Below are 15319 nucleotides of genomic sequence, written 5' to 3' on the forward strand. Positions count from 1 at the left end.
ACCTCACGGCCGTACGGTCCGTCACGCGCCTTTGTTGAGGCGATCGTTGACGCGGGCTCCGTCGTCCGGAGTGATGCGCCCGTCGCGCAGCGTCAGGCCGAACAGGCTCGCGATCAGCTGCTGGTTGACGTCCACGGCCGCCTCGGCCAGGTCGGCGAAGGCCGCGGCGCCGGCCCGCCCCTGCCGGACCCCCGCCGCCGCGGCCACCAGGCCGGCCAGGCCCGCCGGCCACCAGGCGAGCCCGAGGGGCAGGTAGAGCAGGCCCCACGCGGTGAGGGCGGCCGCCTCGGCGAACGCGGTGCGCGCCGCGTCCACGGGGGCGCGCTGCTCGGGCGGGAGGGCCAGCCACAGGCGTGGCCACAGCAGCGCGATGCGCAGCCCGTACTCGGCGTGCACCCGGTCGTCGACGAGCCGCAGGCGGTCGGCGATCCAGGTGGGGCGGTCGGGCAGGTAGCGGGTGACGGCCGGGGGCTCGGGCGATCGTGCGGCGCGGCTGCGGCGGCTGCGGGTGATCACCCGGGCCGCCGGGGCGGCCCAGGCCGGCCAGGGCCCGGCCCATACCCGTTGCACGAGCGCGGCGAGGCAGCGCGCGGCCAGGCCCGCCGCGGCCGCGGCCAGCAGCACGCCCGCCAGCGCGAGGACGGCGGACGCCGGCTCGTGCAGCCGCGGCCCCACGTGCCGCAGGGCCGCGGTCAGGGGCCGGTGGTCGAACGGGGCGCCGTGGTGCAGCAGGCGGGCGCAGGACGCCGCCGCGAGGAAGAGCAGGCCCGGCAGGACCAGCAGGCTGAGCCACTTCTCGGCCAGCTTGTCGGCCAGGTGGGTCAGGAAGCCGCCCACGGCCCGCCCCTCGCCCGCCCTGCCGGCCGGCCCCTCACCCGTCAGCCACCGTCGCCCGTGGCGCCGGGGCGCAGCCGCAGCGGTTCCTCGAAGAGCACGCAGGCGGGGATCCTGCCGTCCGCGTCGCGTCCTTCGCGGCGGCCGCACTGCCGCCGGGGGCACGTGTACGTGCTGACAGGGATGCGGGGCGGCTCCAGGCCGGGCAGCGGGCTGTAGGCATTGGGCGAAGGCGCGCCCGGCAGGGTGCCGCGGGTGACGGGCGGGAGCGGGATCCCGACCCGTGCGCACACCTCGACGGCGGAGACCGTCCCGGTGCGCAGCCCGTCGATGCCCTCCTCCAGGAGTGCGAGCCGGGCCCCGCTCCAGCGGTTCCGCAGGTCCGGCAGCAGGCCGCACAACTCGCCCAGCGCGCTTCGCTCGTCCATCCCCCGCCCCCAACTGCCCCGCATTCGCGTCATGTTCAGCATAGACGTACGACATGTGCGTGCGAGGGATCCATCTCGCCTGGGCGTCCCAGCCGCCGGCGCAGTTCCTGTGCATGGGGCCCTGAGAGGGCCCCATGCGCCCCGCGTTTCAGGAGGAGGACGCCAGCCAGCTGCCGTCCTCGAACTCCGCGGGAACCTCGTCCTCCCACGGGTCGATGCCGCGGGCCTCCATCTCCTCGAACCACCGGTCCCGCTGCGACTCGGGAAGGCGCCGGCCGCACCACGGGCAGAAGTCGATGCCGCTGCACGCCGTACCGCCGTCGTGGATGATCAGGCCGTACTCCCGGAACTTCGCGCTGAAGTTGACGAGCGCATCGGGGCAGGCGTACGGGTCGGCATGGGTGTCGCAGTGCCAGTCAACCTGGCGCGTCATCTCTTCACAGCAGTGGTCGTACATCCGCTCATTCTCTCCCACCAGCGGCGGCCGCCGTCCCCGGGGCCGGACAGGTGAGCTGCTCCGGGATCTTGGTGCTGATCAGGTATGCGGTCTCGCGCTCCCTCGCGCAGGCGGAGTTGTAGTAGGAGACGTGGCCGTTCACGTCGGTGACCAGCAGCCGGCTGCCGTCGATCTCCCGCTGGAGGCGGCGGCCGCCGGCCAGGGGCGTGGACGGGTCGTGGGTGTTGGCGGCGATCAGAACGGGGGGCGCGCCACGCACGGTCGTCGGCTGCCACGGGCTGGTCGGCTCGACGGGCCAGTCCGCGCAGCTGGCGGAGATGACCCAGCCCTCCACGGCGGCGCCCGTGCGCGGAGCGACCTTGCGGGCCTGCGCGAGACGGGCCGCCGCGTCGGCGTAGCCGGTGAACTGCGGCGGGAGGTCCAGGCAGGAGACGGCGGTGTAGGCGATCTCCTGGTCGCCGACGTAGCTTCCGCCTTCGACGAGGCCCGTGGCGTCGTTCTTCCGGTCCGCGGCGGCCAGCCGCTCGGCCAGCTTCGCCCACGCGTCGAAGCCCAGGGTGTCCTCCAGCAGGCGGACGCGCACGAGCTGGTTCGGCAGGGCCATGCGGATCCAGTCGCCGTTGACGGCGGGCTGTCCCTTCGCGCCGGGCGCGGGGATCGGGGTGCGGTCGGCCCGGGCGACCACCCGGTCGTAGACCTTCCCGGCGTCCTCGCCGTGCAGGGCGCACGAAGCGGTCGCGGCGCACCATGCGGAGAAGCGGTCGAACTCGCCCTCCATGACGGCGGCTTCCTCCAGCATGAAGCGACTGGAGCCCGAGGCGTGGTCGAGCGGGCCGTCCAGCACCATGGCCCGGATCCGGTGCGGGAACAGCTGGGCGTAGGTCGCGCCGAGGTAGGTGCCGTAGGACACGCCGAGGTAGGTGAGGCGCTGCTCGCCGAGCGCGGCGCGGAAGGCGTCCATGTCGCGGGCGACCGAGGCGGTGTCGACGCGCCGGACGAAGTCGCCGTGGCGGGCCAGGCACCGATCGCCCCTGGCCCGGCTGTTCCGCTTCATCTCCTCGTACTCGCGGGCGCTCTTGGGCAGGACGACCTGGCCGGGGTCGAGCACGGGCCCGCAGTCGAGCGGCCGGCTGCCTCCGGTTCCGCGCGGGTCGAGGCTGACGATGTCGAACCGGTCCCGCAGCGGTCCCTTGAAGAGCGTGTCGGCGTAGCCGTAGGCGAGCATGGAGGCTCCCTGACCGCCGGGGCCGCCGGGGTTGAAGAACAGCGCGCCGACGCGGTGTTCCTGGTCCCGGGCCGGCACGCGGGCGACCTTGACGTCGGTCTGCTCTCCGGCCGGCTTCTTCCAGTCGAGCGGTACGCGCATCGTGCCGCACTGGACGGGGTATCCGGCGGGGGCCTCGGCACAGGGCTGCCACGCGACGGAAGGCGCCGGGACGGAAGGCGTCGGGGCAGGGGCCGCCTGAGTCGCGGGGGCGAGCGCGGTCGTCGCCAGTAAGGTCAGGGCGCCGAGGGCCACGCCGTGGCGTACGGGGCGCGGAGTGCGCCGGTGCCGAGTCCGGGTCTGTGTCCGGGTCTTGTTCATGAACATAGACCTATCCCAGCCCGGTTGCGATCACCCCGGCAAGTGGATTCACGGCACCCTGTATAACGACTGCATGGCACACATATCACGACGGCGTTCCCTGGTACCGGCCATGACCGTGGCGCTCGCCCTGACGGCCCTTCTCGGCCCGGCCGCCGGCGGTGCGGCGGCAGTCACGCCGGCGGCCGGGTCCCGGCCCGCCCCTGCCGCCAGCGCGGACGACCGCGCCGTAGTGGCCGGGCTGGAGCGGTACGCCCACCCGCTGCGCAGCACCGAGCCCGGCGGGTCCATGGACGACTTGCGGGCGTTCGGGCGGATGACCCGGGGCGCGGACATCGTCGGCCTCGGCGAGGCCTCGCACGGTTCGAAGGACGTCTTCACCGTCAAGGAGCGGCTGTTCCGGCAGCTGGCCGAGCACGAGGGCTTCTCCGCGTACGCCATGGAGATCAGCTGGTCGGCGGCCGTCCGCCTCAACACGTACCTCGCCACCGGCGAGGGCGACGTCCGGCAGATCATGCGGGACGAGTTCCAGGACGGGTACTCCCTGCTCAACACCGAGGAGCTCGCGCACCTGTTCAGCTGGATGCGCGAGCACAACCGCGGCGGCGGCCGGCAGCTGCGGGTCGTGGGCCTGGACTACTCCGACGCCGACCCCGAGCAGTACGACCGCATCCTCACCTGGGCGGAGCGCAACGAACCCGCCCTCCTGCCCGAGCTCCGCCGCCGCTACGCCGCGCTGCGCGCCCTGCCCACCGGCGTGGCCGCGCGCATGGCCGCGTACAACGCCCTTCCTCTCGCCGAGAAGAAGACGATGGCGAAGGACGCGGCGGCCGCCCACCAGCTGCTGTCCGGGGCCGGAAAGCGGGATCCCTGGGTGCTGCAGGAGGCGCTGGTCCTCTCACACATGGCCGCCGAGTACACAGTCGACTGGAGCGACCCGGCCCAGGCGAAGGCCGCGAGCCGCCTGCGCGACCGGACCATGGCCGAGACCGCCGTGTGGTGGCAGCGGCAGACCGGCGAGCGGATCGCCGTCTCGGCCCACGACGGCCACGTCTCCTACGAGACCGTGATGCCCGAGGCCTACCCCGTCACGATGGGCGCGGACCTGCGCGAGCTCGCCGGCCGCAAGTACCTCGCCGTCGGCACCTCCCTCTACGGCGGCGACTACCGCGCCAGGACGGCGACGGGCGGGGAAGGCACGTACAGCGTCGGCCCGGCCGCGCCCGGCAGCAACGAGTACACGCTCGACAAGGTGCGTCACCGCGACTTCTACGTCGACCTGCGGGCGGCGGGCCGCGACCCGGTCGTGGGCGGCTGGCTGACCACAGCGCGCCCCACGTTCGTCATCCCCGGCCGCTACCCCAACCAGCCGGCGCCGCCGCTCGCACTGGGCCGCGCGTTCGACGTCGTGGTGCACCTACACCACGTGCGGGCGTCCGTGCCGGTGGCTCCGGCGCGGTAACCGCGCCCCTTGGCCGCCACGGCCGCACCCCTTCGCCGCCCTCGGCGCCGCGGTCGGCGCCGGGCGGTCAGCGGGTACGTGACCGGCGCTCGGCCCCGGGGACGGCCATCTCCTCGACCTCGTCCAGCGGGCGGTCGAGGACGGCCAGGGTGGGGCGGCTGAGGTGGAGGGAGACGGCGAGGCCCGCCATCACCACCATCAGGGCGAGGATCGCGCCGGGCACGTCGAAGGCGTCGGCCAGGAAGCCCGCGGCCAGCGGGCCCGTCCACTGCAGGGCCTGCATGCCGAAGCGGGTGACCGCGGCGACCCGGCCGCTGTACTCGTCCGGCACGAGGCGCACCTCGTACGACTCCAGGACCACGTTCAGCGGCACCATCGTGGTCATGGCGACGAGCAGGACGCAGCCGATCTGCCAGGGCTCGGGGACGAAGGCGACGACCGCGAAGGACTCGACGAACACCCACAGGGCCACGATCACGACGCGGCGGGCCCGCATCCGCTTGAGGACCAGCGGGCCCGCGATCGCGCCGAGGACGCCGCCGGCCAGGGCCATCGAGTTGACCAGGCCGACCGTGGCGGGGCCGCCGCCGCGGTGTTTGACCAGGGCGACGAAGAGCAGGAAGAAGCCTTGCGCAACGGCGTTGAGCAGGGCTCCCCACACCACGGTGAACCGCAGGTAGGGGTGACTGCGCACCAGGCGCAGGCCGGCGGCCATGTCGGCGAAGAGGCCGTCCTTGCTCTTCTTGCTCTTGTCCGCCTCCCCCACCTCCCCCGCTTCGCCGCCCGGCCCCAGCGGCTTCCTCACCAGCGCGACCCCCAGCGCCGCGAAGAGATATGACACCGCGTCGGCCGCGAACGGGAACCAGCGGGAGACGGAGAACAGCAGGCCGCCCAGCGGCGAGCCCACCAGCTGGGCCGTCATGTCGCGGCCCAGGCCCTGCGCGGTGGCCGCGCCCACCTGTTCGCGGGGGACGATCCGGCGCAGCGCGGGCGTCATCGCTCCCATGGCCAGCCCCGAGGCCATGCCGCTGACGGCCGCGGCGGCGGCCAGCAGCGGCACGGACACCTCCCCGGACCGCACCAGCAGGGCGATCGTGCCGAGCACGAGCGCCTGGACGAGCGGGCTGCACAGGAGGATGGCGCGGCGCGAGACGCGGTCGGCGAGGGCGCCGCCCAGGAGCGTCGTCAGCAGGGAGCCGAGCATGGTGGCGGCGGTGATGACGCCCGCCCGCGCGACGGAGCCCGTGGTGGCGAGCACCAGCAGCGGGTAGGAGATCGACGAGACGCTGTTGCCGAGGACGGAGAGGCCGTTCCCGGTCCACCAGGCCATGTAGTCGCGGTTGCGCCAGAGCGAGGGCGGCGCGGCCGCTTCCCGGGAAGCGGCCCCTTCCGGGGAAGCAGCCTCCTCCTGGGAAGCCGTGGGCTCGGGCTCCCCAGGAGCGGCGGGCTCCCGGACGGCGGTCGGCTGCGGCTCGGCGTGTGGCATCGGTTCTTCTTCCGTCGGCGGCCGGTCTGCGGGCGACCGGCGCGGCGGGCCCGCCGCCCCGCCGTCGATGCTCTCCCTCCCCCTCCCGGGCCTGCCAGGCAATCAACCGGCAGACCGGTGCGGGTCCGGTTTCCCCGTCAGTTGCCGGGTGCTTGCCTGGAGCGCGCGCCGGGGCCGCTGACATGATTCCGGCCTGGCCGTGGATCCTCCGCGCGGTGCGGCGCCGCACCCGGCGCGTGCGGCGGCCACCCCTGCGTCCCCGCGGCCGGTCCCGTGCCGCCGGCGAGGCGCCCACTTGAAGCACAGAGGGAGTCCGAACATGCCTGCCGGTACCCGTCACGACGCCAGCGCCGGTGCCCGGCTGCGGCGGACCATCGCGGAGAGCGTCAGCGAGGTGACCGGCACGCCGGTCGGGGACGTGCCCGCGGACGTCACGCTGACCGCGCTCGGCGCGACGTCGCTGGAGATCGGCCGCGTCTGCGCGCGGCTCGGCACCGTCCTGGAACGGCCCGTCCCGCTCTCCCAGATGTACCGCACGCCGACGGTCGAAAGCCTGGCCGCCTGGCTGGAGACGACCGCTCCGGCCGCGGACGCGGACGCCGCCCCGGCCGCTCCCGCCCTCCACGCCCCCGACGCGCAGGCGCCGTTGTCGGCGACCCAGGCGTTCATGTTCATGAAGCACGTCTTCAACCCGGGCGACCTGTCGCTGCACTGCGTGCGCAGCTGGCGCATCGCCGGGCGCCCGGACCGCGCGGCTCTGCGGGCCGCCGTCGCCCACGTCCACGGCAAGCACCGCTACCTGAGCGCCGAGTACCAGTTCAAGGACGTGCCGTACGCGAAGCCGGTGGACGTGCCGGCGCCGCCGCTCGCCGAGTTCCTCGTGGAGACCGAGAAGGACGCCCGCGCGGTCCTGGCCCGCGAGCTGGCCCGGCCGTTCAACCTGGTGACGGGCCAGGTGTGGCGCGCCGTGTTCGTGGCCGTGCGGCAGGAGCACCTGACGCTGTTCGGCTTCGCCGTCCACCACGTCGCCTTCGACGGCGGCTCGGCCGGGCTCATGGCCGGCGACCTGGCGCGCGCCTACAACGCGTTCAAGGCCGGCGCCGAGCCCGATCCGGCCCCGGCGCCCGCCCTCGCCGCGGTCGCCGCCGCGCGCGACGCGCACCTGCCGCACGTCGACCTCGACGCGCAGCGCGCGTACTGGCGCGAGGCGGTGCGGGACGTGACACAGGCCGACTTCCCCGGAGGCGGCGAGGCCCCGCGCGGCACCCCCTGCCGGATGGTCGAGGCCCCGCTGCCCGACGGCACCGTGACCGGGGTACGGACCCTGGCCCGCCGGCTCGGCGTGAGCCCGTTCGCGGTCTACCTGAGCGCGTACGGCCAGACCATGGCCGAGCTGACCGGCAGCTCGGGCTTCGGCGTCGGCACGCCCGTCAACCGGCGCGGCAACACGGTCATGTTCGACACGGTCGGCTGTGCCATCGACATCCTGTGCCTGCGCCCGGAGACCGACCCGCAGACCCCCGTCGAAGAGGCCGTCACGGGTACGGCGCGGGCCGTCCTGGACGCCTTCGCCGCGCAGGACGTGCCGGTCTCCGAGGTGGCCGACATGAAGCGCGCCCCGGCCTCCGCGTCGCGCAACGCGCTGTTCCAGACGATGTTCGTGCTGCAGGACAACAACCCGGGCGACCTGCCCCTCGACGGGCTGCGCAGCGACTTCTTCCGCCCCGACTACCCGGGCGTCGCCAGCGAGGTCTACACCGAGGTGTGGCCCGCCGCGGACGGCAGCGCCCGCCTGGTGATCGGCTACCAGCCGGACCGGGCGAGCGGGGACTTCTGCCGCTCGCTGGCCGAGCGCTTCACCGCCCGGCTGACGACGTACCTCGCCTGACCTGGGCACGGCCCGCGGCGGAACGGCGACCAGGCCCGGCGGCGGCAGGCAGAACCGGCGGCAGGCGGAAACGGCGACAGGCAGCACAGGGACGAGGAGGAGACACGGGCGTGGCAGCCACCGAGAGCACGACCACCAGCGGTAGAGGCAGCGGCAGCGGTACGGATTCCGGTCCCGGTGACGGGCCGCTGGACGCGCTGCTCACCGCCATCGGCTGGCTGCCGGGCCGGCAGGGCATGCCTTCCGGCGCAGCCCTCGCCACGTCTCCGGCGCCCCCGGCCGCTCCCCAGACACCTGCCACGTCCCCGGCCGCTCCCCGGACACCTGCCACGCCCTCGGCCGCTCCCCGGACCCCTGCCGCCGCTCCGGCCGCGACTCCAACCGCTCCCCCGGCGACCACAGCCGCCGTGCCGTCCACCAGCCCGGTCGTGGGCCGCGTCGCCGCCGGTGAGCCCCGCGTACGGCTGATCTGCCTGCCGCAGGCGGGCGGCAGTGCGGGCACGTTCTCGTCGTGGCGCGGCCACCTGCCGCCCGGCTTCGAGCTCGCCGCCGTCGACCTGCCCGGCCGGGGCACGCGCGGCGCGGAGCCCCTGCCGGCCGGCCTCGGTACCCTCGCCGACCGGCTGGCCGACGCCCTAGCCCCCGAACTCGGCATGCCGTACGCGCTGTTCGGGCACAGCATGGGCGCCCTGGTCGCCTACGAGCTCGCCGTGCGCATCGAGCGGCGCGGCCTGCGCCCGCCGCTCGCCCTCCTGGTGTCCGCGTCGCGCGCGCCCCACGTCCCGGTCACCGCCCGCGTGTCCGGCCGTGACGACCAGGCCCTCCTCGCCTGGCTCACCGCCATCGGCGGCATCCCGCAGGACCTGCTCCGGTACCCCGCCTACCTCCGTCACGCGCTGCGCGTCATCCGCGCGGACCTCGGGCTCGCCGAGCGCTACCACGCACCGGACCCCGTGCGCGTCCGGACGCCGCTGCACGTGTTCGGCGGGACCGAGGACCAGCTGGTGCCCGCGGACCAGCTCGCCCGGTGGAGCGCGTGCGCCGCCGGGGAACACACCCTGACCCTGCTGCCGGGCGGCCACTCGTACCCGTACACCGGCGCGCCGGCCGTGCTCGCCGCGCTCGCCGCCCTCCCGGCCCTCGCCCAAGAGAATCCACAGAAAGAAGCCGTCCGTTGACCACTTCCGCACAGCCCGACACCGTCCGCGAGCGGACCCGCGCCTACATGGAGGAGTACATCGGCCAGAGGATCGGTGACGACGAGGACATCTTCGCCGCCGGCCTGGCCAGTTCCCTCTTCGTCATCCAGCTCGTCACGTTCGTCGAGGAGGCCTTCGGCGTGACCGTGCACACCGAGGAGCTCACCTTCGCCAACTTCGGCTCCCCGGACGCCGTCACCCGCTTCGTGGCCGCCAAGGCGGCGCAGGAGGAGGGCCGATGACGGCGCAGGCCGCTACGGACGACCTCGCCGGGATCGCCGTGACCGAGGCGCCCGGCGGCGACCTCGCCGCCTTCGTCGCGAGCCGCGCCGAGGAGCTCGGCCGGGCGCTGGCCGAGCACGGCGCGTTCCTGGTGCGGGGCTGCGCCGGCGGCGGCCCCGAGGAGTTCCGGCGCGTCGTGGACGCCCTCGGGTTCGCCCCGCTGCCCTACACCGAGCGGTCGACGCCGCGCGACGAGGTCACGTCCGGGGTGTACACCTCGACCGAGTACCCCGCCCGCGAGGTCATCCCGCAGCACTGCGAGTCCTCCTACGCAGGCGCCTGGCCGGGCCGGCTCGCGTTCTTCTGCGCGACGGCCCCCGAGAGCGGCGGCGCCACGCCCATCGCCGACGTCGCCGCCGTGCTGCGCGACGTGCCCGCCGACGTCGTCGAGACGGTGCGCGCCCGCGGCCTGCGCTACGTGCGGAACTACGGGAGCGGCGTCGGCCTGGACTGGCGGGCGGCGTTCCAGACGGAGTCACGGGAGGACGTCGAGCGGTTCTGCGCCGCGGGCGGGCTGTCGTGGGAGTGGCTGGAGGACGACTGCCTGCGGACGGTGCGGCACGCGCCCGGGCTCGCCGTGCACCCGCGCACCGGCGTGCCCGTCTGGTTCAACCACCTCGTGCTCTTCCACCAGTCGGCGCTGCGGCCGGAGATCCGCGAGGCCCTGATCGCCGTCCTGGGTGAGGACCGGCTGCCCAACGACGTGCTGTACGGGGACGGCACGCCGATCCCGGACGCCGTGGTCGACGCGGTCCGGGGCGCGTTCGCGCGGCACACCCGGCGCTTCTCCTGGCGCCCGGGCGACCTGCTGGTCATCGACAACATGCGCTGGTCGCACGGCCGTGAGGCGTTCACGGGCGAGCGGCGCATCCTCGTGTCGATGTCCGACGCGATCAGCCGGGAGGCGTGAGGCGTGACCGCCCGCGCGGGTGCGGGCGGGTGACGGGTCCGGAGGCCGCCCGGCTTCCGGACCCGTCCCGCGTTTCCGCACGTCCGCGCACCCTGCGCCTAACGCGCCTCCCCGCCTCCCCGCCTCCCGCCTCCCGCCTCCCGCCTCCCGCAGGCAACGCCTCGGCAACCGGGCGGCAGGGAAGATGCCGACCGCCCTTCCTGGTGCCGCCGTCCCGCCCCTGAGGTACTGGGATCATGCAACCACTCGCGGACAGCGCAACCGACGTGTGGGCCGGCGCCGCCGGCCACCTGGTCCCCGGCATGGCCGACCGCCACCGGCTCCTCGGCCTCGGCGCCTTCGAAGCCGGCGCCGAGGGCGCCGAGGTCCACCTCTCCAGCGGCCGGAAGGTCCTCGACTTCGGCAGCTACGCGGTGCCCCTGTTCGGGCACCGGCCGGAACCCGTGACCGGGGCGGTACGTGACGCCCTCGACACCATGCCGGTCTCCACCCGGCTGCTGGCCAACCCCTACGCGGCCCGGCTGGCCGCCAGGCTGGCGCAGACGGTCGACCCGGGCCGCCTGAACCGGGCCTGGCTGGGCCTCAACGGCTCCGACGCGGTGGAGGCCGCGCTGAAGCTGGCCCTCGCCCGCACCGGGCGCAGCACGGTCCTCGCCGTCGAGGGCGGCTTCCACGGCAAGACGCTGGGCGCCCTCGCCACGACCTTCGACCCCGAGCGCCGCAAGGCCGTCCAGGGGTTCCTGGGCGCGGTCCGGCACGTTCCGGCCGAGCCGGACGCCGTGGCCCGCGCCGCGGCGGAGGAGCCGTTCGCCGCGCTGATCGTGGAGCCGGTGCAGGGCGAGGGCGGCGGGCGGGCGTTCCCGGCGGAGCTGCTGCGCCGCTGGAGCGAGGACGCCCATGCGGCCGGGGCGTTCGTGATCGCCGACGAGATCCAGTGCGGGCTGCGCCGGTGCGGGGCGGTGTCGCTGTCGGTGGAGGCGGGGATGCGGCCGGACGCGGTGCTGTTCGGGAAGGCGCTCGGGGGCGGGGTCATGCCCCTGTCGGCGGCGCTCACCACGGACGAGCTGTTCGCGCCGCTGGTGGAGGACCCGTACTTCCACACAGCGACGTTCGCGGGGCACCCGCTGTCCTGTGCCGCGGGCCTGGCGGCGCTCGACCTGCTCGACGCGTCGGCGGAGCTGTTCCCGGCGGCGGGCGAGGCCCTGGCCGGCGCGGTCGCCGCGGCCCGCCGGGAGCATCCGCGGGTGCTTGTGGAGACGCGGGTCCAGGGGCTGTTCGGCGCGCTGGAGTTCGCCACGGAGGCCCAGGCGGGGCTGGCCCTGCTGGAGGCGTCCCGGCGCGGCCTGCTGCTGGCCCAGTGCCTGACCGCGCCCCGGGTGCTGCGCATGCTGCCGCCGGTGGTGACCACCGCGGAGCAGTGGGAGCAGGCGGCCTCCGCGCTGCTGGCGGCCTGCCGCGCCGTGGAGCGCAAGACGGTCCGCTGAGGACCGCGGACCGCGGACCGCGGCACGGCCCCCGCCCGGGGGCCGTGCCCTGCCGCGTCAGGCGCTGACCGTGGCCCGCTCGGGCACGGGTGCCGGGCCGTGCGCGAGGCCGTTGACGTACTCCCGGACGAAGCCGAGGACGTGGTACTCGTAGTTCCGGCCGCGGCGCACCTGCACCATCGAGGCGTCGACGAGCTCCGCCAGGAGGTTGATGTTGCTGGCCCCGTTCTTGCTGCCGAAGGGGGCCGTGCCGACGACGTCCTCGATGGTGAAGGCGTGCGGCTGGTGCGCAAGGTGGTGCAGGAGGCTGCGCTGGGGCTTGTCGAGCAGGTCGTAGCCCCATTTGACGGTGCCGGACAGCGGCCGGTGGTGCGACAGCCCGCCCAGGTTGACCTGGTCCAGGATGGGCAGGATGGGCCCTTCCCGCAGCATCGCCTCCAGCGGGACGGAGCGCAGCCGGTGGGCGGCGATCTCGATGGCCAGCGGCAGCCCGGCGAGCCGGCGGCACACCTCGGCCACCATCGTCAGCCGGTCGCCGAGGTCCAGGGTGGGGACACTGGACCGGGTGCGGCGCAGGAAGAGCTCGACCGCGGCCGACTGGGTGGGTGCCCGGCCGTCCAGGGGGTCGATCTCCAGCGGTGCCACGTCCCAGGCGTCGGCGGAGAAGACGTTGAGGGGCCGGCGCGACGTCACCAGGACCTGCAGCCCCGGGTAGGTGTCGAGCAGGCGCTGCGTCAGGAACGAGACGCAGTCGATGACGTGCTCGGCGTTGTCGATGACGAGCAGCATCCGGACGTCCGCGGGCGCGGGGTCGTCGAGGGTGGGGTCCAGGGCCACGACGGCGTCGACCGTCCTGCGCACCTCCTCGAACGCCGCCCGGCCGTCGCCCGCCTCGGCGGTCAGGGAGCCGAGCTCGACGACGGCCACCCCGTCGCGGAACAGGGGCGCCATCTCCTCGGCGGCGGCGAGGGCGAGCCGTGTCTTGCCGACGCCGCCGGGCCCGGTGAGGACCACGAGGCGGCTGCGGCGCGCGGTGTCGAGGACGTGCCGCAGGTCGGCCTGGCGGCCCACCATCGAGTCCGGGCGGGGGCGGATGCCCCGCCAGCTGGCCCGGCAGGACGCGCCGTCCTCCTCCGGCCCGTCCTCCGTCTCCGCGTGGGGGGAGTGCGGAAAGGAGCGCGGGGCCGGGTCGGTGGGAAAGTGGGCGAGTGCGGCGAGCGGCAGGGGCAGCGACGCCCCCTCGAAGGCCGCGAGGAGCAGTTCGACGGAGACGCGGCGCGGGTTCCTGTTGGTGCCGGTCTCCAGGTTCCGGATGGTGCGGACGCTGACTCCGGAGCGTTCCGCGAGTTCCTCCTGACTCCAGCCGACCGCCTTGCGCTGGGTCAGCAGGAGAGTGCGAATCTGATCGATGTTCAATTTACCCCCAAGGTGTCCCCGGGTGGTCCCGGATCTCCCAGGCGCCCGCCCCCGCCGGAAAACCGATGAGAGCCGGACGCCGCGCCCACTCAAGAGCCGGACGCACACGTTTCCGTGAATTCGCCCACTCCCCCGAGGAAGGCTTTGCCGATTCTTTTCTGATTCTTTTCACTCCGGAAACCCTTCGCCGCCCCATAGGACGAAGAGCCCGGACCGCCCCCGCAACAGGCCCCGCTCCAGGCCAAGGTGTGCGAGCCGGTCCCGCCCGGCACCGGTCGAAGCCGCGGCCCCCGCAGAAATGAATTCCTGTCAACCTGCGGGTAAAGCGGTGTACACCGCCGGGGCCCCGGAAACTACCAGTAACTTCCGGAAGCGAACATTACGGCCTGACTTCCCTTCAGGCAAGTGTGTCATGTGCAAGTACTCTTGCTAACGATTACCACTGGCATGACACAGAATTGACGTACGCGACGCACCGAATGGGATTCGTACCCTCCGGTCCGGTAAGGAGCCGGCCCGGCCGCACGGGAAGTCAGGCGGGCACGTCCAGGACGACGCGGAAGCCCTCCCCGGCCGGCCCCGCGTGCAGGGAGCCGCCCAGCAGCGCGGCCCGCTCCCGCATGCCCAGCAGCCCCAGACCGCTGCCCGCGCCGGCCAGGCCCTCCACCGCCGCGGACCGGGCACAGGACGCCTCCCCCGCCCGCTCCGGTGACGGCCGGTCGCACACCTCCAGCAGAACCGAGCCGGGAGCATAGACCAGCCGCACCGTCACGTCATGGGCGGGCGCGTGCTTGCGGGCGTTCGTCAGGGCCTCCTGGGCCACGCGGCGGACGGTCTGCGCGCACTCCTCCCCCAGGGGGCGCGGCGTGCCCTCGGCACGGAAACGCGCCCCCTGCTCCTCGGCGAGCTCCCGCACCAGTCCCGCCACCGGCACGGCCTCGCCGCGCAGCGCCGACAGGGCCCGGCGGGCCTCCGCCATCCCCTCCTCGGCCATCCGGCGGGCCGTCACCACCCGCTCGCGCACCAGCTCCCGGGAGCCCTCCGGGCCGGGCCGGTCCAGCAGCAGCCTGGCCGCCTCCAGGTGGACGAGCTGGGCCGAGAGGCTGTGGGCCAGCACGTCGTGCATGTCCCGGGCGATGCGGGCCCGCTCCGCGAGGGCCGCCGACTCCGCCTGCGCGGCGTGCGCCGCCCGCTCGGCGGCCCGGGCGGCGCGCTCCTGCTCCAGCAGCCTGCGGGTGCAGGCCCGGGCCTCGCGGTCCTGGCGGCTCAGATAGCCGCCCAGCACGCAGTTCAGGGCGAGCACCGAGACGGGCTCCCACAACCCGCCGCCCCCCGCGGCGGACACCGCGCAGCAGGCGGCCGCCGCGTACGCCACGGCCAGCCCGGCCGGGGCCAGGTGCATCAGCCAGACGACCGGGACGCACAGCACGGCCAGCGCCAGGAACTCGGACCCCAGCAGCTCGCAGGCCGCCGCCGAGGCCGCCAGGAAGGCCAGGCAGCCGGCGAGCCCGGCCGCGTCCCGGCGGAAGGCGGCCCGGCGCGCCGCGTGACCGGCGGCGGCCACGGCCAGCCCCAGACCGCCGAGGGCGACGCGGTGGCCGGCGGGGTGGGCGCCGCCCGGCAGCTTGACCACGGCCACCACCAGCACCAGCACGGTGAGGACGTCCCGCAGCCGGCGGCCGGCCAGACGCATCCGGGGGCTGTCGAACCGGTACCGGGCCCCGGGGGAGGGCCAGGAGGTCCAGGTGACCTGTCGTGCCATCGTGCTCGCTCCGCTCGCCGTGGTGCCGGTGCTCATGCCGTCGGTGAGCCGCCGCGGCAAGCGGGGAGGCTACCGGACCACGTACGAAGGGGCGGGCCGTTGCTGATGGAGCGTCAGCGAAGGAGG

The 15319-nt window shown here is 74.8% G+C and carries 13 protein-coding genes; 6 read left to right on the top strand and 7 right to left on the bottom strand.

The window, feature by feature from the left end:
- Positions 1-21: 21 nt before the first annotated feature.
- From B7P34_RS17915 to B7P34_RS17930, 4 genes are all read right to left on the bottom strand, one after another.
- Entirely contained in the window at positions 22-837 is an 816-nt protein-coding gene (locus tag B7P34_RS17915) for a hypothetical protein (protein WP_106677708.1), read from the bottom strand.
- A gap of 41 nt (positions 838-878) precedes the next feature.
- Positions 879-1262: a hypothetical protein gene (locus tag B7P34_RS17920; RefSeq protein ID WP_106677710.1), complete on the bottom strand. Its 384-nt coding sequence runs from the start codon at positions 1260-1262 to the stop codon at positions 879-881.
- A gap of 148 nt (positions 1263-1410) precedes the next feature.
- Positions 1411-1719 (bottom strand): DUF6980 family protein, encoded by a 309-nt coding sequence (locus B7P34_RS17925; protein ID WP_106677711.1) that lies wholly within the window; start codon positions 1717-1719, stop codon positions 1411-1413.
- Positions 1720-1723: 4 nt separating this feature from the next.
- A complete protein-coding gene (locus B7P34_RS17930; RefSeq protein WP_189382858.1) occupies positions 1724-3304 on the bottom strand; it encodes an alpha/beta hydrolase in 1581 nt (526 codons plus the stop codon).
- A 73-nt stretch (positions 3305-3377) separates the two neighbouring features.
- On the opposite strand from B7P34_RS17930, the gene B7P34_RS17935 reads away from it, so the two are divergent.
- The gene (locus tag B7P34_RS17935) at positions 3378-4766 is read left to right on the top strand and encodes an erythromycin esterase family protein (protein WP_189382860.1); all 1389 of its coding nucleotides are present in this window, start codon (positions 3378-3380) and stop codon (positions 4764-4766) included.
- 67 nt (positions 4767-4833) lie between these two features.
- Here the strand turns inward: B7P34_RS17935 and B7P34_RS17940 are convergent, their stop codons facing one another.
- The gene (locus tag B7P34_RS17940) at positions 4834-6252 is read right to left on the bottom strand and encodes an MFS transporter (RefSeq protein ID WP_106677716.1); all 1419 of its coding nucleotides are present in this window, start codon (positions 6250-6252) and stop codon (positions 4834-4836) included.
- A gap of 319 nt (positions 6253-6571) precedes the next feature.
- On the opposite strand from B7P34_RS17940, the gene B7P34_RS17945 reads away from it, so the two are divergent.
- From B7P34_RS17945 to B7P34_RS17965, 5 genes are all read left to right on the top strand, one after another.
- Positions 6572-8140 (top strand): condensation domain-containing protein, encoded by a 1569-nt coding sequence (locus tag B7P34_RS17945; protein ID WP_106677718.1) that lies wholly within the window; start codon positions 6572-6574, stop codon positions 8138-8140.
- Positions 8141-8547: 407 nt separating this feature from the next.
- On the top strand, positions 8548-9318 hold the full coding sequence (locus B7P34_RS17950) for a thioesterase II family protein (protein WP_223267959.1): 771 nt from the start codon (positions 8548-8550) through the stop codon (positions 9316-9318).
- The gene (locus B7P34_RS17955) at positions 9315-9581 is read left to right on the top strand and encodes a phosphopantetheine-binding protein (RefSeq protein WP_223267960.1); all 267 of its coding nucleotides are present in this window, start codon (positions 9315-9317) and stop codon (positions 9579-9581) included. Before B7P34_RS17950 ends, B7P34_RS17955 begins: the two co-directional genes overlap by 4 nt.
- Positions 9578-10531: a TauD/TfdA family dioxygenase gene (locus tag B7P34_RS17960; RefSeq protein WP_106677720.1), complete on the top strand. Its 954-nt coding sequence runs from the start codon at positions 9578-9580 to the stop codon at positions 10529-10531. The genes B7P34_RS17955 and B7P34_RS17960 overlap by 4 nt, the downstream gene beginning before the upstream one ends.
- 236 nt (positions 10532-10767) lie before the next feature.
- Positions 10768-12015: an aminotransferase class III-fold pyridoxal phosphate-dependent enzyme gene (locus B7P34_RS17965; protein ID WP_106677722.1), complete on the top strand. Its 1248-nt coding sequence runs from the start codon at positions 10768-10770 to the stop codon at positions 12013-12015.
- 57 nt (positions 12016-12072) lie between these two features.
- Here B7P34_RS17965 and B7P34_RS17970 read toward each other — a convergent pair whose 3' ends face one another.
- Both B7P34_RS17970 and B7P34_RS17975 read right to left on the bottom strand, forming a co-directional pair.
- Positions 12073-13431, bottom strand: coding sequence for a helix-turn-helix domain-containing protein (locus tag B7P34_RS17970; protein WP_146166847.1), 1359 nt, complete (start codon positions 13429-13431; stop codon positions 12073-12075).
- A 532-nt stretch (positions 13432-13963) separates the two neighbouring features.
- A complete protein-coding gene (locus B7P34_RS17975) occupies positions 13964-15253 on the bottom strand; it encodes a sensor histidine kinase (RefSeq protein WP_223267961.1) in 1290 nt (429 codons plus the stop codon).
- Positions 15254-15319: the final 66 nt, after the last annotated feature.

Source organism: Streptosporangium nondiastaticum (assembly GCF_003011965.1).
GTDB lineage: Bacteria > Actinomycetota > Actinomycetes > Streptomycetales > Streptomycetaceae > Streptomyces > Streptomyces nondiastaticus.